Origin of the sequence: Trichocoleus sp. DQ-A3 (assembly GCF_039961975.1) — a bacterium.
GTDB lineage: Bacteria > Cyanobacteriota > Cyanobacteriia > Cyanobacteriales > FACHB-T130 > FACHB-T130.
In genome coordinates this window covers 1-23,207 of the sequence record NZ_JAMPKC010000032.1, presented here as the reverse complement: position 1 = coordinate 23,207, position 23,207 = coordinate 1, and the positions used below count along the sequence as shown (strand labels likewise).

Genomic DNA, 23,207 nt, shown 5'->3' with positions numbered 1-23,207 from the left:
TTGGATTTTTCAACCAATCCAAAATCTAAAATCTAAAATGGATTTCCTAATCTATCTCAATTGATGTTGGCGTTGAGCCTGTGGCTCCGGCGGTTGTGTTGGCACTTAGGGGTTTGCGATAATCGGCATAAAGGCGATCGCGCCAGTTGAAAAATGTCTCGTAAGCGCTACGGTCAGCCAAACCAGGGATTCCTTTGCCTCTAAGGGTTTCGGGAAGGTCAAGATAGGGGCCAGAGGGAAATTTAATCAGCATACTCAGCCCAGCGACGGCAAAATCTGCCAAGGTTGGATAGTCGCCGACTAAGTAAGGGCTTTCCAATAGTAGCAGGGATAGGCTCTCTAGGTCTTGCTGAAGATCCTCTGTCGCCGCTTGTACGGCATCGGGGCCGTATCCGACGCCAAGACCCAGGAGATTCAGCACTTCACCAGGCAGTGCCCCCACGAGAGTCTTGAGAGCATCTGGCGTGTTGCTGGGTAAAATCGAGGTGCGGAAGCTCTGATTTTGGCTGAGTGCCCCAAACAACACCTTACGACTTTTGAGACCGATAGATTCATCTGCCCAGGCTTCAATCAGTAAGCACAGTCCCTTTTGTTTCGGGTCAACGGGGATTAGGGGTCGGTCGGGATATTGCTTATCGAGGTACTTAGCGATCGCTGTCGAATCAGCAATTACTGTGTTGCCATCCTTCAGGACAGGTACCTGTCGTTGACCAGACATCCGGAACAATTCTACCTGTCCCACTCCTGGTGTTACCTCAATTTTGCGGTAGGGCAGACCTTTATAATCCAGCAGCAGTCGCACTTTTTCGGAGTAGTGGGATAGCTCAAATTGGTACAACTCCAGCATTTTTTATCTCCTTCTATTTTTAAGTAACACTGTTAATCTAACGCTTTTAGCCTACTATTGTTATTATTTGCATCGGTGGAACTAAAAGCAAAAATTATTGTTTTTGGGCAGATGTACTTATTAAATTACTTATTTTTGCTTATAAAAAATACAGCTTGAAAAATTACAACTTTGCCAAATTAAAAGTTGAGTTCAAATGGCTTTATTTTTTTAATAAAAAATGAGCGAATCGGCTTTGTTAAATGCAGCCAAATAACGACGGCTGTAACACAAAATAGATCCAATAAAAATACCCCAGGCTAAGCTGGGGTGCTTTCTAAATGCTAGATGGTAATAAAAGGGAACCCTTAATTAAGCTCTCTGGCGAGTTAACAAGCCCCACAGGAATAGCAGAACCATTGCACCTAGAACAGCAAAAGCAATACTCGGTACTGTCAACGCTCCGTAGGCTGCGCCTCCCGATGACCCCAGTAAAACTTGTCCTAAATAACCACCAACCAGGGCACCTAAAATACCTAATACCATTGTGGCGAGAATACCGCCACCTTGATGACCGGGATAAATGGCTTTAGCAATCGCACCTGCAATCAGACCTAAAACAATCCAAGCAATAATTCCCATTTTTTTGCTCCGTTCTTATTAATGTTTTTTGTTGATGTTGTTATCTTTTTGTTGTTATTAGAATAACAAGCTGGCTTAATTGTCCACCTCTATCAGAGGGTATAATCAAAAGGCATAGATAATGAAGCTATTGCTTAAGTTTGTTTATATATAAAGAAGTAGTATTTCCAGTTAATTAACCGGATTGCAATAAATTTTGGCTGACTGAGGGCGGTTGAAGCCAGAAACGGCAATCATGACTCAACTCGCCCAGTGGAGAGGGCGGTGCTAGCCTCAGCAAAGCGGAGAACAAAGCTTTATTTAGTCAGACGCGCGAACTTTTTACTCCCCTAACAGAAAGTAGGCAGGAGGGAGAAAAGTCGGAATCGCTCCGAGACAGGAATGGTTTCTGCCTAGATGAGCGTAGGTAAACGTAGGCGCGATCGCAACAAAATTCTCCTTTTAGTCTGAAGAGCATACCAGCCGCCTTGCAACCTCTAACTCTTAACAAGCCGCCACGAAGAAAGCTAACGCTGACATTCTTAATAAGAAATAAGTTGCACCTTTTCGCCTATTTAGCTACTTAGATTGTTCAATCCCCCTGTGTTGTCCCGGTTTCCCCATCGGTTCGCAGAGGAACTCACACTTTAGGCAGAGGTAAACATATGTAACAAAATGTGAACTTAACTAAGTCTAAGTTTTTAGGGAAACCCTTAGCAATGACCAATCAAAAACGCAACAGTTTGATTAAACAACTGGCTAGCCTGATGGGAGTTATCGGTGCTAGTACCCTTATGGGTCTGCCAGCTGGTGCCCAGGTGAATCCCAACCCTGAAATTCTTCAATCAGACGTTTTCAGCAAGCCGCCCTACAATCGCGATCGCAGCGCTCAGTCAACCCCAAGAACTGTACCATCCCCTACCGCTATCCCTAGCCAAGGCGCTCAGCCGAAGCCGTCTTCTACCGACCGGATGATGCAATCCCCCAGCAACAGCACTCAGCCCCCTGCCACAGAAGGGATGATGCCAGCCCCCGGCGAAGGTCCTGACCCGGCTGCTACACAAGGGACGATGCCCTCAAGTAGCAATTTGGTTGCGCTTGCTGCCCAAAATGGTTCATTCAAAATTCTGACTGCTGCTTTGGAAGCCGCAGGTTTGACCGAAACCCTCGAACAACAAGGACCATTCACGGTTTTTGCACCGACTGATGCAGCATTTGCAGCTTTACCCGAAGGCACTGTCGAAAAGTTACTGCAACCAGAAAATAAAGCGATGCTGGTTCAGATTTTGACCTACCACGTCATTCCCGGCAAAGTGAGTTCTTCCCAGTTGAAATCTGGAGAAGTGACGACAGTTGAAGGCAGCCCAGTCACCGTTAAGGTTGGAAACGATGGCGTGATGGTGGGCAACGCCAATGTCTCTCAGGCTAACATCGAAGCCACTAATGGCATCATTCATGCGATTGACAAGGTGATTATGCCACCGATGCCGACCAAGTAGATGTGAAACAGAGTCATCGTTTGTAACGCTAACGTTTCAAAAGAATAAACACCGTTCCGAGAAAGCTTGGGGCGGTGTTTTTTATCTCTGGCTATGAATAATTTGGTACTGAGGAAATTCAGGATAAATTAGAATACAATCGACACAAACATGGAGCATTTTGCTTCATGGGCGCTGAGGAGTGGGGAAATGGAGCGTTTCAAGGATTTATTTCTGCAAGAAGGAGTCGCCTTAGAAGGTGACAGGAAAAAGGTAAAAAAAAGCCTTTTTTACTTTTTATTTTTTGCGTTTTACTTTTTGCTTCCCGTAACCGATTCGGCTTCCGGTAAGATAGGGTTTGCTTTTTGTCAGCCAGCATCGGCTCAAGCAGCATACGGCAGCTATGTGGGTGTTGGTGCTACGGTGGGGATTAATGATAATGATTTTGGAGAAGGTCGCCAAATCGGTGGGGTGGTTGCTGTACGCTACAAACTCCTGCAAGCTCCCCTTTCCTTAAGGGCACAAGCGCTAATTGGGGCGAGTCCAGCGGTTGTGCCAACGATTTCCTATGATATCCCCCTTAACTGGCAAACAGATGTCTATGTGGGTGCAGGCGTTGCTTTTGGCAGTGGGAATCGGACGCCTTCGCCGGTAGGGGATAAAACCAGTTTTGCGATTCAACCGGGGATTGATTACGTCGTTCCCAACAGCAATGCTGTTCTTTTTGGCAATGCGATTATTGCTTTTGATGCCTACCGCGATGGCGGTGGTACTGCTGTTTCAGTCCAGGGTGGTGTGGGTTTGAGATTTTAGGATTGCCTGTGGCGAGACAGTGGATTTGAAATGATATGCGATCGCTCGCTTTAGATTTCTAGACGCCTGCGAATCTGCTGCACAATTACGTCCAGCGGCTCGGAAACGTCCACCCAGAGGGCATTCTGTGGTTCCTCAAGGGTGTCAAACTGGCTTTGCAGGAGTGTTTTGGTCATAAAGTGACTTTGACGCTCCTCCAGCCGCTGCGCGATCGCCTCGAAACTCCCTTTGAGATAAACAAGTTGCATCTGTTGGGGATCTCGCCACAGCATCTGACGATAGGATTCTTTTAAGGCAGAACACGCGAGTACCTGATTCTTACCTTCCTGTAGCCATTGGTCGATGGCGTGTTGCATTGCCTGCAACCACGGCATTCGGTCGGCATCGGTGAGGGGAATGCCTCGACTCATCTTTTCAATATTAGCGCTCGTGTGGAAGCAGTCGGCGTCGCTAAAATCCCAGTTTAGTTCTTGTGCGAGTAGCTGGGCGACGGTAGATTTGCCGCTACCAGATACGCCCATGACGAGAATAATCACTTTTTTATTACTAATCCGTTTCAGTTATTTTAAAATGCGATCGCTTCCATAATCCTGTCGATTTTAAATAATTGAAATTAAGCGATCGCGCCCATTAAATCGCCACACCTACATAAAGATATACTATTAAATAGTTACACGACTACGGAACGGTAATCATGACCCAGAAAACCCACAGACGAGTACCGCGTGGCAGCCGAATTTTTCCCGATCGCCCCCCGCTTTCTCCAGAAGAGATAGCAAAACGCAAGGCTGAGGATGAAGCATTTGGCAAGCGATGTCGGGAAATTTTTAACCAAGTTTACCCGGAATTAGTCGCGGAGCATTACGACTGGTTCATACATATTGAGCCAGAAAGCGGAGACTATTTCATTGACCCCGATGAAGAAGTCAGTTTCCAAAAAGCCAAGCAGAAGCACCCTACAGCAGTGCTGATGGCAATGCGCCTGAATGAAACCGGGACTTGCGGCAAAATATGATCCAAGGCTATTTTGGCGAGAAGGGCGAGCTATTTTTTGAGATTGACTTAATCGCGGATGATGGTTCATTAGTTACAGTGAATGCGTTGCTAGACACCGGATTCACTGACTGGTTGGTAATGGATATCCAAGATGTAGAGAGTTTGGGATGGTCATTTGTCAAGAAAGAGCAAATGCAGACAGCAAGGGGAGAAGCAACGTTTAATCTTTATCGAGGAACTGTTGTTATGGAGGGTAAAGAGTTTACTATTCCCGTTTTAGGGGGTGAAGAAATTACCGAGGTTTTACTGGGTTTACCCTGGCTAGAAAATCGGCGGTTAGTAGTAGATAGAAAAGCAGGTTTGCTGACGTTAGGAGAAGAGTAAGGAGAAAGCGATCGCCTTCCAAGCGCTTCATAAAAAACAACGGCGATTTCTCTAATCTTCCATCATCATTTCCCACAACCACCCGACAATATTTTCAACTAAATTCGGCTGATAACAGAGAAGAATTGCAGTGACAAGAAGCCATTTGCTAAAAGCAATACCGCTGCGATACGGCTAAATTTCGCGCTGTTTCCTTCTGTTGCCAAGAATACTAGAACGCCGTGGCGATCGCAGTGCCGTAAGCTCTATGCACAACTGCCATCAAATACTGAGTCAAAGTATACGCATCAACTCCTAACTCAGTCCGCTCCTCGGCTGCCAAAATTCCGGCTTGAGCGTGCCACCAAGCCGCACTTTGCACCATCTCTGCGATGGGTAACTCTTGCTGAGATGCCGTTGCGACCAATCCACCCATTAGCCCCGTTAGCACATCTCCACTACCGCCACGGGCTAAAGCGGGAGTGCTTTCGGGAACAATCCATACTGAGCCACCAGGATGGCAGATCGCAGTCCTTGCCCCCTTCAGGAGTACCACTGCCCCACTCTGCTGGGATGCTTCCCGAACTGCACTCACCCGATCTTTCATGGCATCGGGTGCATCTGGAAACAAACGCTTAAACTCACCTGTATGAGGCGTGAGAACAGTGGGTGCTTGTCGTTTAGATAGGGTTGAAATTGTATTGAACTGGGCGAGGATATTCAAGCCATCAGCGTCTAAAACAATCGGCAAATCGCTTTCTAATACTTTTTCCACGACTGACGTGGCATCTTTTGTCAAACCGGGACCACAAGCGATCGCATTATAGGAACTCAAATCAATTTCTTCTGGCAAAGATGCGATCGCACCTGTCTCTGTCTCCGGACAACCGATAATCAGCGCTTCCGGTAATTGAGCCACCAACAAAAGTTTCAGGGATTCTGGCACCGCAATTGAGAGCATCCCGACGCCACTGGATCTGGCTCCCAAACCGGATAAAATTGCCCCTCCCGCATACTTGCGAGAACCGCAAATCAGCAGCAGATGACCTTGTTTGTACTTGTGAGTCACGGCGGCGCGAGGAATCGGAAGATGCGCGATCGCAACTGCCGGTGTCACCCGCTGAATGTTGGGCGTCTCACCCAGTACCGCCGAGATATCCGCCACCGGAATACCAAAATCAATCAGTTCGGCTTTTCCAACAGATTCCAAGGCTCGATCTTGCAGAAATGCTAATTTCCACAAGCCCAAGCAAAACGTGTGAGTTGCACGAACGGCCGTTCCCAGAACTTCCCCAGTATCGGTGTGCAAACCGGAAGGCAAATCGATACTAATAACAGGCTTAGACCACTGATTAAGTTGATGAATCGCAGAAAATATCGGTTCAGCGATCGCTCTTTCTAACCCAAACCCAAATAAACCATCAATAATTAGATCGCACCCTTGCAACGGCTCAATTTGCTCAACACAGGGAATGCCCAAACTCTCAGCATACTGGGCGTGTTGCGAAGTTAATTCCTTCAGCTTGGCAATCGGACAATAGATAACAACTTCATAACCCTGAAAATGCAACTCACGGGCGACTACCAACCCATCGCCCCCATTATGACCCGGTCCCACCAAAACGCCTACACGCAGTTTATTCTTACCTCCCCCCGTTGACCGGGGGAATAAGGGGGGCAAACAAGGATAAAGCGCTTGAACTCGACTAGCAATCAGACCCCCGACCTTTTCCATCAAAGCCGCCACTGGCATTCCAGCCGCAAAGATGCGCCCTTCAATCTCGCGCATCTGCTGGGCAGTCACCACGATTTGCTGAATCTTTTCCTGCCTCTGTTGCATCTGTGCCAATTTCAGTGCTGATTTCTGTGAGTTCTAAGTTTTATCTTACTCAGCATGAGCATGGGCAAAGTCTCCCCGCCCCTACAGCAGGGGCACGCTATTGACCAAAATAAACCACCCGCGCATCCATACCATTAGAGCGAAGAAAGCGACTCCAGCGTTCTGCTTGTGACTGATTCTCAAAAGGGCCGACCGCAACGTGGGGTCCGCGTGGTACTTCTCTTTGAAACACCTCATCCTTGGGGAACCCCAGCCGGATCATGTGGGCAGCAATGTCAGGTAAATACTCCTGACTCCCTGGAATCACAACGAAATAGGTAACTTCCTCCACTTCTTCCCTACGGGTGACTGGACGAGAATCGAAATTCTCTGCATCAGCATCAAAATTCTCCTCAGAATAAGCGCTAATTTTCGCCCGAATGCCCCATTCTTCCAGATCCCGAATCCGCTGCTGGGCTTTAACTTCATCAGCAAATACTCCCGCTTGGATTACACCCCCGCCGTACCGCACAAAAGCTTCGGGTTCTATTTTTCGGACTTGGGCTAACAACAGCGGGCTATCCCCATTAATAAAAACCCCAAAGAGACGAGAATTCCGACGCACCGGGGGAGAATTCTCATCTCTACTTCTGCTGGGTGTCCTTCTGCTAGGTGTAATTGGTGGTGGTGCCTGAAATTCAATCTCACGCCTGCCCGAAGGATTCGGTGAAATCGAGGGCAAAGTATCTTGAGGAAACGCTGGCGGAGTATTTGGTGATGTAGGTAAGCCAGGAAGCACATCAGGTGGTGTAGGGAGAGGTCTGGCTGCTGCTGGAATCGGGTGTGGAATGAGCAAATATCCACCCCAGAACAAGCACGAGGCAAGGGACAACAGCCAACAGGTTTTTCTTTCTCTGTTGCCATGAGTGAGTAAACGCTGCTGATTGCTCCTCATTTAAAATCAGCTCTCCTCGGCGATCTTCCAGGAATTGTGCGGACAAAATTTGTAGTCAATCTAGCATAATTAGTCATCAGTCCTTCATCATTAGTGATTAAAACGTTGGAATATTGTCAGGTTGGAACGTTCTAACTTGATAACGCCTACAGACAAAGGACTAATCACTCTAGACGAATGACGATTATCAAAGTGTTAGTCTAGAAAAGAAAAAACTGATAATTCAGTAATTCACTTTTTCGTTCTATGAATAAAGTCGTCGTCGGCCTCTCCGGTGGAGTTGATAGTTCCGTCGCAGCTGCCACCCTCCATCATCAAGGATATGAAGTTGTTGGTCTTACCCTCTGGCTAATGAAGGGTAAAGGTCAATGCTGTTCTGAGGGAATGGTCGATGCGGCTTCTCTTTGCGAACAGTTGAGCATTCCCCATCACATTGTTGATAGCCGGGATGTTTTCCAGGAAAATATTGTCGATTACCTGGTTGCGGGATACGAATCGGGGATTACTCCGTTGCCTTGTTCTCAGTGCAATAAGGCGGTGAAATTTGGCCCGATGCTGCGCTATGCCCGTGAAGAGTTGGGGATTGATAAAATTGCCACGGGTCATTATGCGCGGATCGGGTATGACGCAGAAACCGGACGTTATCAGCTGCGTCGGGCTGTAGATTTATCTAAGGATCAGTCGTACTTTTTGTACGATTTGAGCCAAGAAATGCTAGCGGGATCGATGTTTCCGTTGGGAGAACTACACAAGACAGAAACTCGGCGTATCGCCGCAGAATTCGGCTTAAAAACCGCTGATAAGCCAGAAAGTATGGATTTGTGTTTGGTTGAATCCCACGGTTCCATGCAAACGTTTCTAGACAAGTACATTTCTCAGCAAACGGGTGACATTGTTGACCAGTCCGGGAAGGTGTTGGGTCAGCATACGGGTATCCATCACTACACCATTGGACAGCGGAAGGGAATTGGTGTTGCGGCGGCGGAACCGCTGTATGTGGTGGCGTTGGATGCGGTACGGAATCGAGTGATTGTAGGCGATCGCGCTAGCACTCACAAGCCTGAATGCACCGCAGCGCGGTTAAACTGGGTTTCTATCCCAGAACCCACCAGTCCCATCCGCGCCGAAGTGCAAGTCCGCTATCGTTCAAAGGCAGTGCCAGTCACCGTAATTCCTCTGGAAGATTCGCGAATCAAGCTTGTCTTCGATGAACCTCAGTTCGGGATTACCCCTGGACAAGCTGCGGTTTTGTACGATGGAGACATTGTACTCGGCGGTGGCATCATCGACAGGTTTGAGTAATTAGAAACTCAAAGGCTCGCCAAGATACGCAAAGGGAATTATACTTAGCGTCCTCCGCAAGAAATAGATAATTTATTTGGAGGCAAAGATAAAGTCTTTTGCCTCTTTTTTATCCATATTTAATCAGCTACAGAGGTAATTTTGTGGGAAAATCATGAATTTAATTTAGACTTTTTTCTGGTTAAAACTGGATAAGTGAAGCCATTACAGATTCTAAAATTATTCAAACAGCACCAAAAAGTTATCCGAGGCATCTCTTGCAGCCGCAGAATAGAAGCTAATTATATTATTCTATCCGTGCCGTAATGTTATACATTTCCTGCATCGACTCTTGAAAACGGTTGAATTCAAAATTCTGTCCTGTTTCTAGGTAAAGCAAGATACTGTCTGGTACCTTTATATCCCTTCAAAAATGCCTATCTATGAGCTTTTGGAAAGAATAAAACCTAGACCTGGTATGTACTTGGGAAAGAAGTCTATTACCTTATTAAAGGCATTTATTTCCGGGTACTATTTTGCTAGACAAACAAATAATGTTGCTATTCTAGAAGAAATTCCTCCATTTGGACAATTTCATGATTGGATTGCTAGATATTACAATTGGGAATCATCAACAGCAGGATGGAATAACATTATTTTGCAAGAAGTTGGAGACGAAGCCAAAGATCTAGATGTTTTTTTTGAGCTACTCGAATTATTCAAACAACGATTGCCCATCTTAAAGCATCGTGTGTTTCTAAGTTCGCAGCATACATCTACCAGAGTCGTGCGTCGGTATCGCTATGTAAATGGGGAAAAAATAGAGCTATCTCCACCTCAAGAAATTAGAATTGTGCAATACACAACTGACTCTGGTTTCTATCTCTTCCAAATATCGCAGGAGCGGGGATCTTCCGAAGAAGGTTACTTTGAAACAGAGGAGTTAGCGATGGAACAAGTCTATAAAGAGTTTCAAGTTACCTGGGATGAATGGGAAGCGATCGCATAATGAGCGCAAACACATTAGTTGAAAAATCGCTCCTCTTCAACCCCAAGAGAAGGGAACTGGGGGGTTAGGTTTTTCACCGTCCGGTTCTATATATTGGTACGATGTTTTTTGCAGCTAAAATTAACAATTCGATATGAGTCAGCGTCCAGACGGCATAGCACCTCACGGCGGTCAGCTAATTAATCGCATCGCAACACCAGAACAAGGACAAGTATTTCTCGATAAAGCCGACTTTCTGCCCAGAGTGCAACTCGACGAACGAGCAACATCGGATTTAGAGTTGATTGCCATTGGTGGATTTAGTCCGCTGACTGGCTTTATGGAACAAGCAGACTACGATCGCGTAGTGACTGAAATGCGGCTTGCCAATGGGCTACCGTGGGCAATTCCCGTCACGCTTTCGGTGGATGAGTCGATTGCGGCGAATCTCAAAGAAGGCAGTTTGGTGCGTCTGGATGACCCGACAGGTAGATTTGTGGGGGTTATGGAACTCACACAAAAGTATCGCTACGACAAAACCCGCGAGGCGGTGAATGTTTATCGTACCCATGATGAAAAGCACCCAGGCGTTAAGGTTGTCTACAAGCAAGGGGAAATTAATCTCGCGGGTTCAGTTTGGCTGTTGCAACGCGACTCTCATCCTTTATTCCCTAATTACCAGATCGATCCCGCTCAATCTCGCGCCATGTTCAAAGAAAGGGGATGGAAAACGATTGTCGGCTTCCAGACTCGCAACCCCATCCACCGGGCGCATGAATATATCCAAAAGTGCGCTTTAGAAACCGTAGATGGCTTGTTCTTGCATCCCTTAGTGGGAGTCACCAAAGATGATGACATCTCGGCAGAGATTCGGATGCGCTGCTACGAGATTATGCTGGAACACTACTACCCCCAAGACCGGGTAATTTTGGCAATTAATCCCGCCGCGATGCGCTACGCTGGCCCTAGAGAGGCAATTTTCCATGCCCTGCTTCGCAAGAATTACGGCTGTACGCACTTCATCGTTGGACGCGACCATGCGGGTGTCGGCGATTATTATGGAACTTACGATGCTCAGCACATTTTTGATGAGTTTGAGCCGGGTGAATTGGGCATCACGCCGATGAAGTTTGAACACGCCTTCTACTGCACGCGCACGCAGACAATGGCGACGACAAAGACGAGTCCCAGCACTCCCGCTGAACGCATTCATCTATCGGGAACGAAGGTGCGAGAAATGCTACGTCGGGGTGAATTGCCACCACCAGAGTTTTCTCGCCCAGAAGTTGCGGCAGAATTGGCAAGGGCGATGCAGGTGCCAGAGGAAGCAAGCAAATTTAAGATTGCAAGTTTCAAATTTGAAATTTGAGAGGGGAGGCGACTTAAATTTGAAAACTTGCCATTCTTTCTATTCTCTAAAGCCTAGCCCCTGGTAGGCTGATCGAGTAATGGCTAATGGCTAATGGCTGATATGGGATTGAATCGGCGAAGTTTTCTGCAACGGGCGGGGTTGGCGCTAGCGGCGCTGGGCGTGAGCGAAACGGCCCTATCTCTACTGGGAGATCAAAGCTTTGCGGTGCCTCTGCTAGATCGCTATTATCAGGCGCTGGCACAACCGAGTGGGCGAAAGTTGGCGCTACTGGTCGGAATTAATCAGTACCCGCGTGGGACAGAGACGCGATCGCTTCCGTCTCTACAAGGTTGTGTCACAGATGTGGAACTGCAACGGGAACTTTTGATTCATCGCTTTGGTTTTCACCCTAGCGATATTTTGACGCTGACAGATAGCCAAGCAACGCGGCAGAATATTGAAACTGCTTTTCTGGAGCATCTCACAGAGCAGGCGGCGGCGGGGGATGTTGTTTTGTTCCACTTCAGCGGCTGCGGTAGCCGCGTCAGAATTGGGGCTGAGGAGAAAGGACTGAGGACTTTGGGTGCCGATCAATCTTCACTCAGTCCTGAGTCTACCCTTGGGGAAGGGGAAAGCGTTGCGGCTGCACAGCTAGCGCCTACAGTCTTGAACACTCAAATCAACACTCAAAACAGTTTAGTGCCAGTAGATGGAGTGCTGCCGACAAAAGGGGCACCGGCGAATGATTTATTGGAAGAGACACTGCTGTTGCTGTTGCGATCGCTTCCCACAGACCAAGTCACAACGGTACTGGATACCAGTTACACTGACGCCGATACTCTCCTCCACGGCAACTTGCGGATTCGTTCTGCCCGACAACCGCTAGCAGAGCAAGCGAGTGACGAGGAACTCGCTTTTCAGGAAAAACTCCTGCTGCGTCTCAAATCTTCGCGGGAACAGCTCAATAAGCAGTATAAGCCCGGTCAAATGCCTGGAATCGTGCTGGCAGCGGCTGGACCCAGTCAACTGGCGGCAGAGGCTCCTTGGGGCGGTTTCAGCGCTGGATTGTTCACCTATGCCCTGACGCAACATCTCTGGCAGGCGACTCCTCCCATTACGGTTCAAGTCAGTTTCAGTCGAGCAGCTGGGATCGTCGAGCAGCTGGCGGGGAAAGAGCAACAACCCCAGTTGAGCGGTCAAAAAAGTAACCAGCCTTCCTTGTTACCCTATCAGCCGGAAATTAGTATCGGTGCGGATGGCGTCGTTACAGCGGTGGAAGAGGGCGGTAAAACGGTACATCTGTGGCTAGCAGGATTACCTGCACCCGTTTTGGAATACTACGGAGTGAATTCTCAGCTGAGTGCTTCCCTACCGATGTCGGAAGCTCAGACTCCAGACAGCAACGCGACAGGTGAAGTTTCCTCAGTTCCGACTCAACTGCAACTCCACATTCGTTCCAAGGAGGGTCTCACCGCCAAGGCGCGAGTTATCGGCAGCACAGACACTTCTAGCCTCTCTAGCCTCCAAGTGGGGCAACTGGTTCACGAATCCGTCCGGGTGTTGCCCAAAAATATAGGCTTGACGATTGCCTTAGACGCCGGACTGGAGCGAATTGAACGGGTGGATGCCACCAGTGCTTTTGCCAGCGTTCGCTCTGTATCATCCGTGGTAACGGCAGGAGAGCAACCCGCCGATTATTTGTTTGGCAAGGCGCAGACACCCGATTATCAGGGGGGATATGGGTTATTTTCTCTCGGTCGGGATTTGATTCCCAATACCGTTGGGGAATCGGGTGAGGCGGTGAAGGCGGCTGTGAATCGGTTAGTGCCCAAACTGAAAACGTTGCTGACAGCGAAATTATTGCGTCTGACGGTCAATGAAGAGTCTTCCCGCTTGGGAGTGGGAGCAACGTTGGAGATGATTTATCCCAATCAAAAGGTGCTGCTAAAACGAGAAACGCTGCGGATGACAGGGGACGCCATTGTGGATTCTAATTCTAGAAGCGAGTCATCGCGTCTTGACGACTCAAAAATTCCTTCCGATGCAGGCATCCCCACCATCCCCATCGGTAGCCGCATCCAGTACCGAGTCCAAAATTATAGCGATCACCCGATCTATTTGATGCTTATCGGCGTTGATAGCGGCGGTGCTGGTGTTGCTCTCTATCCGTTGCAATTTCCCCAAATCGGGGACAGTCCGGATGCGAAACCAACGGTCAAAGAGCTGGTTGTGGAGGCGGGTGCTACCCTGATCGTGCCACAACCTGCTGGCTCTTTTGAATTGACGATTCGCGGTCCTAGTGGGTTAGAAGAAACTCTTCTAATTTGCTCCTCGGCACCCTTTACCCAGACGATGGCGGCTGTAGCATCAATTCGCGGGTTGAAGGGAGAGGGAGTGGGCGAGTTGTTTAAGCCGCTGAATGTGGCGCAGGCGGTGCTGCAAGACTTGCATCAGGCGAGTACGTTAGGGAAGCGGCATGAAGGGGAAACCGAAGCGATCGCTTCAGTCCCTACCGAAACGATTGCTGTCTCTTCTGACTCCTACGCTCTAGATGTGAGAAGCTGGGCAACACTCAGCTTTATTTATCAGGTGGTTTAAAAGCGATCGCCCTACCTTTACATTTCAGATGTGCCGATGGGTTGGGACTGGGAAGGGGAAATTAGCGTTTTGAGTTTTAGAGACGCGATAAATCGCGTCTGAGTTTTGAGTGAGAAGAGCATTCTTTAATTCAAAATTCAAACCCCTGGCATTGAGCGAAGCCAAGGGTTATCACTCAAAAAGTCTTTACCCATTCCCCATTTCCAATCCTCTGCGACTAATCTGCAAATTAAATGCACATCGGCTGATAGTTTTGGCACGGATTGGGAATACTAAGACTGAAAGCTAACAGGATGAAAAATGAAAATTCCCAATCTGGTTGCGATCGCAAAGCTTGCGCTTCCTGCACTGGCGCTTTCTTCCCTGCTAGTATCTGCCGTTGCTACCACTGCCCAACCCCAGCCTAATTCACCTCCAACCTTGTCGAATCAAGAACGAGAGGAACTAGAACGACTGCGGCAAGAGAAAGAAATACGCGATCGCGTCCAAGCTGAAGTTGACCGCGCCTTTAGCCGCATCACTACGCTGCTCAATACTTTGGTACTTGTTCTGACGCTGTTTCCGATTGCGATCGCTGTTAGTGTAGTTCTGCTTCGTCGCAGTATGACAAATCAAATAATTTCAGATGCTCAAAAGGAATTCACGCAGCTACAAGAACAACTTATTAGACAAATAGAAGAGACCGCTAAGGCTAATTTAAAATTAGAACAATCTGCTTTACCGCAAGAAGCTAATTTTTTGGAAACGGATACTTTAAGTCAATTAAATACAATTTTAACCCAAGCTCAGATTATATTAGAAGACTTAAAAGAACAGAAAGAAAGTGTACAACAAGAAATTGCAAAATTTAGGTACGCACAAGCTGTTAAAATTCCGACCGTTATAGATAGAGAAATTGAAACCTCTAACTTTGAGCATTCTTATCACAATCATGAACTGCTTTCCGATACCCTATCGGAGCCTGTAGCCCAAACAAACGATGCAGTGTCTGAGCAAAGAGTGACAGAAACAGAATCTGTCAATCAAAATCTTGATTTAAATGCCAATGATTACTTGATTTTAGGCAACTCTTGCTTTTCTGAAGGTCGATATTTAGAGGCAAATCAATCTTACAACTTAGCGGTTAAGATTGAACCAAACTTTTCGGAAGCTCGATATAACAATGCTCGCTGCTATGCAATGCAATACCGCCTCAATCTAGCAGTCGGAAACTTACAATGGGCAATTGATATTGAGCCTATGTATAAAGAGATTGCTAAAACCGATGAAGCTTTTAGCGCAATTCGAGGAGAAGAGATGTTTAGAAAAATAGTAGATGAGTAGATTTTTCTAATTTATATTGATAGGTTTATTCATAAAAAACTTAATTTTATAAAAAGATACGATGCACCTCCATGTGCAAGGTTTTAAAGCGCCTAATTATTGATTATTAATTATCATAAATAAAACTTTAAACTACAGCCATTCGCTATACTCAATCGCTAAAATCAAAAGATGATGACAAAGCGCTATAACCACCAACAAATCGAATCGTTCGCCCAAGCGGTTCTGAACGATGGCTATTGTGTGTTGCCCAATCACTTTTCCCCGGTAACACTTAATTCTTGGCGTGAAGCTTTCACGCCTTTGCTAGAAGATCACATTGTCCGCGAAGGCAAGCTTCGCAATCGCGGTTCAGCCCGCTATTATGTAACCCTTCCTTTCACTGCTCCTTTTGCCGATCCTAGTATTTACGAAGATGACGATATTCTGGCACTTGTAGAGTTGTTAGTAGGCAAAGATGCAGTGATGTGCCAACTAGCAACTGACACACCTTTGCTGGGGTCTGAATATCAAGACGTGCATCGAGATGCGCCGCCACTTTTCCCCGAAATGGGTACAGAAACGCCGCCATTCCAGTTAGCTGTCAACTTTCCACTCGTAGATATCACTCTGGAAAACGGGCCAATGGAGATTACGCGCAGTACGCACATGATTTCCAAAGAGGAAGGACTGCGCCGCATGGAGTCTGGAGAAGCCAAGTTAGAACCTGTCACAATGCAACTGGGTGATGTGATGATCCGGGATGTTCGGGGTCTGCACCGGGGCACTCCTAACTACACAGAAACACCGCGTCCGATGGTTGTAATTGGCTATAGTCGCCGCTGGATGTTTCGTCCTGAGGTATCGATTAATATTCCGCGTGCAACCCTAGATACACTCTCCGAACGCGCCCGTCACTTGTTGCGTTTTAATCCGATTGTGGAATCCGTAAACGATAAATCCGAGGTTGAGGTTTATCAATCGTTCGCTTACTAAGTCGCTTACTAAGTTTAGTTGTGACTGTTCTAAGTTCAAGTAGCGGTCGGTCTTCTTCTGTCGTCAATCAAAACTCTCAGAGGAGCGCTATCTGAATATTACGAGGATAAAAAAACCAGCGTTGGATTCTTAAGATCCAACGCTGGCTGAAAAACCATTTGTTAATGTTCTAGGTTTTTTTGCTTTTCAAATTCTGCTTACCGATAGAAACCACTAAGGAGCTAGCGCGTTACCCCGCAACAAGCTACCAATCGTTTTGGCAGTAATTTTCATCTGAATCAAGGGATTTGCCGGAACGACTGTTTTGTACAGGTAGCTATCGAAGGTAAGCTTCTGCACATCTTTGTCGGCGCACATTTCCACAAAGGCTTCGCGAGTGGCATCAGAGCGATAGAAGACGGTTTGCAGAATGTCCAGCACCTTGTAGGTGATGCCGTATTTCTTATCCCAACGCTTCAGGTACAGCTTCAGATCGGCTTCTGTGGGGATGCGGGTGCCACCGTTGGAAGTTTCGACAATGGTTTCTGCACACATCCGCGCCGACTTAGCGGCAAAGTAAATTCCCTCACCAGAAGACTTTGTAACCGTTCCGGCGGCGTCTCCCACTAGAGCAACGCGACCGACAACGCGGCGGGGTCTGGGATGCTCTGGAATTGGGTGAGCTTCTACTTTGATGATTTCGCCGCCTGCAAGTTTTCTAGCGGCACGCTTGCGGATGCCTGCTTGCAGATTTTTGATGTCGGCTTTGTTCACCTTCATGGTGCCGGTGCCGACGGCGACGTGGTCGTATTTGGGGAATACCCAGGCGTAGAAATCGGTGGAAACATCGTTCCCGACGTACATTTCTGCCAGGTCGTTGTAATAAGCCATTTTGTCTTCTGGCAGGCGAATGCGCTCTTGGAAGGCGATCGCATAATTGTAATCCCCGGCATCAATTGCCTTCGCAACGCGGGAATTCGCCCCATCTGCCCCAATCACCAGATCGACTTTCAGGGTTTTCATCTCCCCTTCAGCGCTACCGTTCGAGTGATCGGCGTAGTGCAAGGTGTAAGGGTCAGTATTGCCCGTGGGAATATCGAGTTTATAAACAGTGCCGTTAATTAAATTTGCACCCAATTTAGCTGCGCGATCGCGTAGGTATCCATCCAATACCTCGCGGCGACACATACCGATATATTCATGTTCTTTTTCAATGTTGATATCTACCTCAATGTTGGAAGGTGAGATCATCTTCATTTTTCTGACCCGCCGATCAATAATCTCAGGCGGTAGGTCAAACTCGCTCACCATGCATAGCGGAATTGCCCCGCCACAAGGCTTTGCGTTGTCTAGCTTGCGCTCAAACAGGTAAGTCTCAATTCCAGCTTTTGCTAGCGTTTCGGCAGCAGAGGAACCCGCCGGACCCGATCCCACAACAGCAACCCGTAGTACCAAAGCTATTCTCCCGATTCTCTTACGGCTACAAGGTGAGATGGTATCACGGACTTTTCGGTTGTCCCAGCAGGATCGTGCAGGTTGTGACTGAATTGCAACAGAGCTTAACACATTGAAAACTAAATCGCGGTTCCTGGGGTTGTAGCTACTCCCAATCACTCCAGAGATTTTTGCTCCAACTCTATGAATGCTCCTTCCCTCGATTCTGCAATTCGGCAAATCGCGATCGCTTCTATCGGCGGCTATCAGAGGCACATTTCACCCCGCAAAGGGTTTTCTTGCGCTCATCGATTGCTTTACAAGGGGGAATCTTGCTCGCAGTACGCCAAGCGCATGATTGCACAACAGGGTTTGGTAGCGGCGATCGCCACCGTGCGCCAACGATTCCGAGCTTGTAAAATCGCAAACCAAATTTTGCAAGCCAGGTATAGCAGTCAAGCTGATAGCGATCGCTCCAAGCGCGAACGCAGAAATAGAAACTGGGGCTGCAACTGTGATGATTATGGTGCTGTAGATTGTGTCTCAGGTGTCTCAGAGCTGAGCTGTGAAGCGCTAGATTGTTTCTCTGAAATGGATTTTGCTTCCTTAGATTGTGGAGTCGCAGATTGTGGCTCTGGGATAGATTGTGGAGTCGCAGATTGCGGGAGTTGCGGAGGATAAAACATTCATCCTTCTTTTTGTTACCCCCCGACTTCAACTTAATTTAAGAATGCTGTGGGGGAGAGCAGGCAAAATCTAACTGTTCTCATTTTGCCTGCGAGTTTTGTTGACCCCCAGGTTTCTAGCAAATGTCAATTAATGCAAATAGATTTTAGGTATGGTATATATGTACGTTAATCTCATCGATAAACCGGAGATTTGTCTATCCTGAACTTTGATGGGTCAATGAAAACCCAGATTAGGATAGCTAAAAAAATATTCTTGTCTAGGGGTCGAAAGTAGTGGGCATTGTTGTTGAAAACGTCTCTAAAGAGTTCGGCAGTTTTAAAGCCGTTGACGAAGTCAACTTAGAAATTCAATCAGGCTCCCTGGTCGCGCTTTTAGGACCTTCGGGTTCTGGTAAATCTACACTGCTGCGACTGATCGCCGGTCTGGAAATGCCAGATAGCGGGAAAATCTGGTTGACTGGTCAAGATGCTACTCATCAGAGCGTTCAAGACCGCAACATCGGGTTTGTATTCCAACACTATGCTCTATTTAAACACCTCACCGTCCGCAAAAATATTGCCTTTGGCTTAGAGATTCAAAAAACTCCCAAAGGCAAAGTAAAGGCGCGGGTAGAAGAATTGCTGGAGTTAGTGCAACTAAGCGGACTAGGCGATCGCTACCCTTCCCAACTCTCCGGCGGTCAGCGACAACGAGTTGCCTTAGCCAGAGCGCTAGCAGTTCAACCCCAAGTATTGCTGCTAGATGAACCCTTTGGAGCCTTAGACGCCAAAGTGCGTAAGGATTTGCGGGCTTGGTTGCGACGCCTGCACGATGAAGTCCACGTCACCACCGTGTTCGTCACCCACGACCAAGAAGAAGCAATGGAAGTCTCCGATGAAATTGTGGTGATGAACAAAGGCAGAGTCGAACAAATTGGCACACCCGCGCAGATTTACGATCGCCCAACGACACCGTTTGTCATGAGTTTCATTGGCCCGGTGAATGTGTTGCCCAGCACTTCCCGCATTTTCGAGGCAAACGGGTTTGATTCGACCCAAGCTGAGATATTCCTGCGTCCCCATGATGTCGTCGTAGAGACGAATCCCAACGGCAGCTCCGTACCCGCACGAGTGAACCGCTTGATTCATCTCGGCTGGGAAATTCAGGCAGAATTAATCCTAGACGATGGTCAGGTCGTCATGGCTCACATCACGCGAGAGCGGTTCGATGAGTTAAATTTGGAGCCGCAACAGCGAGTATTCGTCAAACCAAAGGATGCGAAATCTTTCCCGCTGTATTTTTCGATCTAGCACTTCAGGCGTCAACACTCAGCTTTCAGCTGAATCGGCTTTAATTAGATATCTAAGTCGATTTGAAAGAGCGCATAGTTAAGTTATGAAGTGGGGACGCCTGTCTATTCATCGGTGGCGGTTCATCGGACAATTCTTTTGTCTGTTTTGTCTTTGTTGTTTTCTCGCGATCAGCTGTGGGAAGCGACCGGCGTCTGATTCAGCGACTTCTCCCAGTCCTGGTGGTACCAATTCGGGTCGGATTACCATCGGTACCACCCAGAAGCCACGGACGATGGACCCGGCAGATAATTACGAGCTAGCAGCCGTCTACTTGCTCTATAACCTGAGCGATCGCCTGTATACCTACGAATTGGGAAGCACCCAACTCAAGCCGCAACTGGCGACGGCAATGCCGAAAGTGAGTCCAGACGGGTTAACTTACACCATTCCTGTGCGTCAGGGCGTCGTCTTCCACGATGGCACTCCTTTTAACGCCAAAGCGATGGAATTTTCCCTGCAACGCTTTATCGAAAATAAAGGAAAGCCGTCATTTCTTCTCGGCGATGCGGTGGACTCAGTGAAGGCAACTGGCGACTATGAGTTAACGATTAAGCTGAAAAAGCCGTTTGCTGCTTTTCCCGCCCTGCTGGCATTTTCCGGTGCCGCTGCGGTTTCACCGAAAGCTTATGAAATTGGCGCTGGAAAGTTCAAGCCAAACACATTTGTGGGTACTGGCCCTTACAAGTTGGCTCAGTTTAGCAGTGAGTCGCAGCGATTGGATGTTTTTGACCAATACTGGGGCGAGAAACCAGTAAATAAAGGAATTGACGTGCAAGTGCTGAGTAATTCAGCCAACTTGTTTAACGCATTTCGCACGGGAGGCGTGGATGTCGCCTACCTATCCCTCGATCCCGACCAGATTGCCAGCTTGAAAGATGGGGCGACCAAAGGGAGCTGGCAAGCGATCGAGTCTCAGGGGAGTGCTGCTAGCTTTCTGGTGCTGAACACCAAGAGTAAGCCGCTAGATAACCCAGTCGTGCGCGGTGCGATCGCATCCATCGTCAACCGACCTTTGGTGAATGAGCGATCGCTCAAAAATCAAGCCGAACCTCTCTACAGCATGGTGCCCACTACCTTTGATGTCTACAAGCCAGTATTTAAAGACCAATACGGGGACGGCAATACCGAAAAAGCAAAACAACTGTTGCAGCAAGCGGGATACTCTCCTACCAATCCCTTGAAACTGCAAATTTGGTATCCTTCTAGTTCACCGACTCGCCGACTCGCTGCTAGTACCCTCAAAGCAGTGGCAGATCAACAGCTAGGAGGAATGCTGCAATTTGAAGTCAACACCGTAGACTCTGCTACCTTCTTTAAAAGCGTCTCCCAAGGTCTTTATCAGACCGTCTTACTGGATTGGTATCCAGACTTTCTCGACCCTGACAACTATGTTCAGCCATTTCTGGAGTGTCCGAAAGGATCGGCGGCAAACGGCTGTGAAGACGGCGCAAGCCAGAATCAGGGTTCCTTTTATTACAGCGATCGCATGAACCAGCTGATTGCCCAAGAACGAAAAGAGCAAAACCCCGAAGCCCGCAAGAAGATTTTTGCGGATATTCAAGACCTACTGGCGAAAGACGTACCTTACGTTCCACTCTGGCAAAGTAAAGACTTCGCCTTTACCCAAAAAGGCGTCAGCGGTCTCCGCATCAACCCCACCCAGGATTTCGCCTTCTGGACAATTAAAAAGTAGCGATCGCTTAGTTTTACAATTCCCTTTTAAACGCAGAGGAACACAAAGGGAAGCGCTTTCGTTACGCAGAGGTTTAACTCTGCGTAACGAAAGCGGCGCGACAGCGCTACCTTTGCGTAAACCTCTGCGAACCTTTGCGTTAAAACAGTAATGTCACGCTCCAAAGCCCTACAGTCTTACATCTTCGTCCGCCTTCTCCTAGCACCCTTGATGCTATGGATCATCATCACTCTAGTGTTTTTGCTCCTCCGTGCCACCCCAGGCGACCCGGTGGATGCAGTTTTAGGCGGTCGCGCCCCAGAAAGCGTCAAAGAGCAATATCGTCAACAGTTGGGGCTATCAGATCCCTTACCGTTGCAATATATTCGCTATTTGGGTTCCCTACTTAGCTTGAACTTGGGGACTTCGCTGACCAGTCAGGGTCAAGATGTTTGGGGTGAGATTCAGAAATACTTTCCCGCGACAGTAGAATTAGCAGTATTTAGTATGGCGATTGCTTTCCTAGTCGGCGTCGGCGTTGGCATCCTTTCCGCCACCCGCCCTGGCACGGCTTTAGACGCGAGCGGTCGTTTGTTTGGCATCATCACATACTCGCTCCCGATATTCTGGGTAGGGATGATTCTACAGTTGATTTTCTCGGTTCAGCTAGGCTGGTTTCCCTTAGGATCGCGCTTTCCCCTAACTACAGCACCCCCGCCACTCATCACGGGTCTTTATACGATTGATAGTCTCCTCAGCGGTAACTTTGAGCATTTTTTCACCGCATTGCATTATCTCGCCCTCCCCAGCTTGACCCTCGGAATCCTCCTCAGCGGGATTTTCGAGCGGATTGTCCGGGTGAACTTGAAGCAAACCCTTAAGGCAGATTATGTAGAAGCTGCTAGAGCCAGAGGCATTCCAGAATCGCGGATTCTCTTTGCCCACGCCCTGAAAAATGCCATGATTCCAGTCATTACCGTCCTGGGGCTGACTTTAGCCGCATTGCTTGGCGGCGCAGTTTTAACAGAAGTTACCTTCTCTTGGCCTGGTTTAGGAAATCGACTTTATGAAGCCATTTCTTTACGAGATTACCCTACGGTGCAGGGAATCATGGTATTTTTTGCGTCGATTGTTGTAGTTGCTAGCATTTTGATTGATATCATCAATGCTTACATTGACCCTCGAATTCGTTACTAAAACCGGCAACTAAGACAACAAGAATGGCTAAATTAATTGCTTTGGGTTGATAGGGGGAAATTAATTCAGCCATCTTGATTGGCTGCTGCCCTTGTTGCCAAAAGCTCAGCACTATTAGGAACTTTATGGTGCCTCGGCTGCGGTATTGAGCAATCGACAACCTTCACCCGTTGAAACGATTCGGTGAAGTATGGTGACGCAGAAGTGATGGAAGTGGTTGAAAACCCGGTTCTTTAAGAAACCGGGTTTCTGATATGCAGCCTAATTTTAGGTTGATTAACGGACAGTAACGGTGTTTGAGAAGGTGGAAACTCCGCGATCGCACTGAGAGCCAAATGCCAGTTAATGAGATATCCAGCAAATTTCCCGATGAAGTAGGGAAAGGAAGCAGCCAATAATCTATTTAACGTGAGTTCGGGTTAAGTGGGCGGGAGTAAATTGTAATCAATCGCAATGGATGGCTTCTTCGGTTGGTGAGCATAGGCAATCAGTCCACAAACAACATTCACCAAGCAGT

At 47.8% G+C, this 23,207-nt stretch carries 20 protein-coding genes and 1 pseudogene; 15 read left to right on the top strand and 6 right to left on the bottom strand.

What is annotated here, in order from left to right; translation table 11 throughout:
- Positions 1 to 46: 46 nt before the first annotated feature.
- Positions 47 to 847, bottom strand: a complete 801-nt coding sequence (locus NDI44_RS25490; RefSeq protein ID WP_190412971.1) for a glutathione S-transferase family protein — start codon at positions 845 to 847, stop codon at positions 47 to 49.
- 351 nt (positions 848 to 1,198) lie between these two features.
- A complete protein-coding gene (locus NDI44_RS25485; protein WP_190412970.1) occupies positions 1,199 to 1,468 on the bottom strand; it encodes a GlsB/YeaQ/YmgE family stress response membrane protein in 270 nt (89 codons plus the stop codon).
- 698 nt (positions 1,469 to 2,166) lie between these two features.
- On the opposite strand from NDI44_RS25485, the gene NDI44_RS25480 reads away from it, so the two are divergent.
- A complete protein-coding gene (locus NDI44_RS25480; protein WP_190412969.1) occupies positions 2,167 to 2,946 on the top strand; it encodes a fasciclin domain-containing protein in 780 nt (259 codons plus the stop codon).
- A gap of 189 nt (positions 2,947 to 3,135) precedes the next feature.
- Positions 3,136 to 3,738 (top strand): hypothetical protein, encoded by a 603-nt coding sequence (locus NDI44_RS25475; RefSeq protein WP_242028977.1) that lies wholly within the window; start codon positions 3,136 to 3,138, stop codon positions 3,736 to 3,738.
- 50 nt (positions 3,739 to 3,788) lie between these two features.
- Here NDI44_RS25475 and NDI44_RS25470 read toward each other — a convergent pair whose 3' ends face one another.
- On the bottom strand, positions 3,789 to 4,274 hold the full coding sequence (locus NDI44_RS25470; RefSeq protein WP_190412968.1) for a gluconokinase, GntK/IdnK-type: 486 nt from the start codon (positions 4,272 to 4,274) through the stop codon (positions 3,789 to 3,791).
- 158 nt (positions 4,275 to 4,432) lie between these two features.
- On the opposite strand from NDI44_RS25470, the gene NDI44_RS25465 reads away from it, so the two are divergent.
- Both NDI44_RS25465 and NDI44_RS25460 read left to right on the top strand, forming a co-directional pair.
- Positions 4,433 to 4,753: a hypothetical protein gene (locus NDI44_RS25465; RefSeq protein ID WP_190412967.1), complete on the top strand. Its 321-nt coding sequence runs from the start codon at positions 4,433 to 4,435 to the stop codon at positions 4,751 to 4,753.
- Positions 4,750 to 5,118, top strand: coding sequence for an aspartyl protease (locus NDI44_RS25460; RefSeq protein WP_190412966.1), 369 nt, complete (start codon positions 4,750 to 4,752; stop codon positions 5,116 to 5,118). Before NDI44_RS25465 ends, NDI44_RS25460 begins: the two co-directional genes overlap by 4 nt.
- 211 nt (positions 5,119 to 5,329) lie before the next feature.
- Here NDI44_RS25460 and NDI44_RS25455 read toward each other — a convergent pair whose 3' ends face one another.
- Positions 5,330 to 6,937 (bottom strand): NAD(P)H-hydrate dehydratase, encoded by a 1,608-nt coding sequence (locus tag NDI44_RS25455; protein ID WP_190412965.1) that lies wholly within the window; start codon positions 6,935 to 6,937, stop codon positions 5,330 to 5,332.
- A 97-nt stretch (positions 6,938 to 7,034) separates the two neighbouring features.
- A complete protein-coding gene (locus tag NDI44_RS25450; protein ID WP_190412964.1) occupies positions 7,035 to 7,871 on the bottom strand; it encodes a hypothetical protein in 837 nt (278 codons plus the stop codon).
- A 246-nt stretch (positions 7,872 to 8,117) separates the two neighbouring features.
- Here NDI44_RS25450 and mnmA point away from each other — a divergent pair, with 246 nt between their 5' ends.
- The 6 genes from mnmA to NDI44_RS25420 all read left to right on the top strand — a co-directional run bounded on the left by mnmA (position 8,118) and on the right by NDI44_RS25420 (position 16,387).
- A complete protein-coding gene (gene mnmA, locus NDI44_RS25445) occupies positions 8,118 to 9,173 on the top strand; it encodes a tRNA 2-thiouridine(34) synthase MnmA (protein ID WP_190412963.1) in 1,056 nt (351 codons plus the stop codon).
- A gap of 412 nt (positions 9,174 to 9,585) precedes the next feature.
- Positions 9,586 to 10,161 carry a hypothetical protein gene (locus NDI44_RS25440; RefSeq protein WP_190412962.1) on the top strand — a complete coding sequence of 192 codons (576 nt, stop codon included), beginning with the start codon at positions 9,586 to 9,588 and terminating at the stop codon, positions 10,159 to 10,161.
- Positions 10,162 to 10,294: 133 nt separating this feature from the next.
- Positions 10,295 to 11,509: a sulfate adenylyltransferase gene (gene sat / locus NDI44_RS25435; RefSeq protein ID WP_190412961.1), complete on the top strand. Its 1,215-nt coding sequence runs from the start codon at positions 10,295 to 10,297 to the stop codon at positions 11,507 to 11,509.
- A 102-nt stretch (positions 11,510 to 11,611) separates the two neighbouring features.
- Positions 11,612 to 14,089: a caspase family protein gene (locus NDI44_RS25430; RefSeq protein ID WP_190412991.1), complete on the top strand. Its 2,478-nt coding sequence runs from the start codon at positions 11,612 to 11,614 to the stop codon at positions 14,087 to 14,089.
- Between the two features lie 300 nt (positions 14,090 to 14,389).
- Entirely contained in the window at positions 14,390 to 15,412 is a 1,023-nt protein-coding gene (locus tag NDI44_RS25425) for a hypothetical protein (protein WP_190412960.1), read from the top strand.
- 171 nt (positions 15,413 to 15,583) lie between these two features.
- The gene (locus tag NDI44_RS25420; RefSeq protein WP_190412959.1) at positions 15,584 to 16,387 is read left to right on the top strand and encodes a phytanoyl-CoA dioxygenase family protein; all 804 of its coding nucleotides are present in this window, start codon (positions 15,584 to 15,586) and stop codon (positions 16,385 to 16,387) included.
- 213 nt (positions 16,388 to 16,600) lie between these two features.
- Here NDI44_RS25420 and chlP read toward each other — a convergent pair whose 3' ends face one another.
- The gene (gene chlP, locus NDI44_RS25415; protein WP_190412958.1) at positions 16,601 to 17,821 is read right to left on the bottom strand and encodes a geranylgeranyl reductase; all 1,221 of its coding nucleotides are present in this window, start codon (positions 17,819 to 17,821) and stop codon (positions 16,601 to 16,603) included.
- A gap of 183 nt (positions 17,822 to 18,004) precedes the next feature.
- Here chlP and yidD point away from each other — a divergent pair, with 183 nt between their 5' ends.
- The 5 genes and pseudogenes from yidD to NDI44_RS25390 form a co-directional block, all read left to right on the top strand.
- Positions 18,005 to 18,481 carry a membrane protein insertion efficiency factor YidD gene (gene yidD, locus NDI44_RS25410; protein ID WP_190412957.1) on the top strand — a complete coding sequence of 159 codons (477 nt, stop codon included), beginning with the start codon at positions 18,005 to 18,007 and terminating at the stop codon, positions 18,479 to 18,481.
- A gap of 281 nt (positions 18,482 to 18,762) precedes the next feature.
- Complete coding sequence (locus NDI44_RS25405) at positions 18,763 to 19,779, top strand: TOBE-like domain-containing protein (RefSeq protein ID WP_190412956.1); 1,017 nt, start codon at positions 18,763 to 18,765, stop codon at positions 19,777 to 19,779.
- An 85-nt stretch (positions 19,780 to 19,864) separates the two neighbouring features.
- Positions 19,865 to 21,514, top strand: coding sequence for an ABC transporter substrate-binding protein (locus tag NDI44_RS25400; RefSeq protein WP_190412955.1), 1,650 nt, complete (start codon positions 19,865 to 19,867; stop codon positions 21,512 to 21,514).
- A gap of 150 nt (positions 21,515 to 21,664) precedes the next feature.
- The gene (locus NDI44_RS25395) at positions 21,665 to 22,690 is read left to right on the top strand and encodes an ABC transporter permease (protein ID WP_190412954.1); all 1,026 of its coding nucleotides are present in this window, start codon (positions 21,665 to 21,667) and stop codon (positions 22,688 to 22,690) included.
- Positions 22,691 to 22,772: 82 nt separating this feature from the next.
- Positions 22,773 to 22,868 (top strand): annotated as a pseudogene (locus NDI44_RS25390) (DNA adenine methylase); the annotation flags it as partial.
- Positions 22,869 to 23,207: the final 339 nt, after the last annotated feature.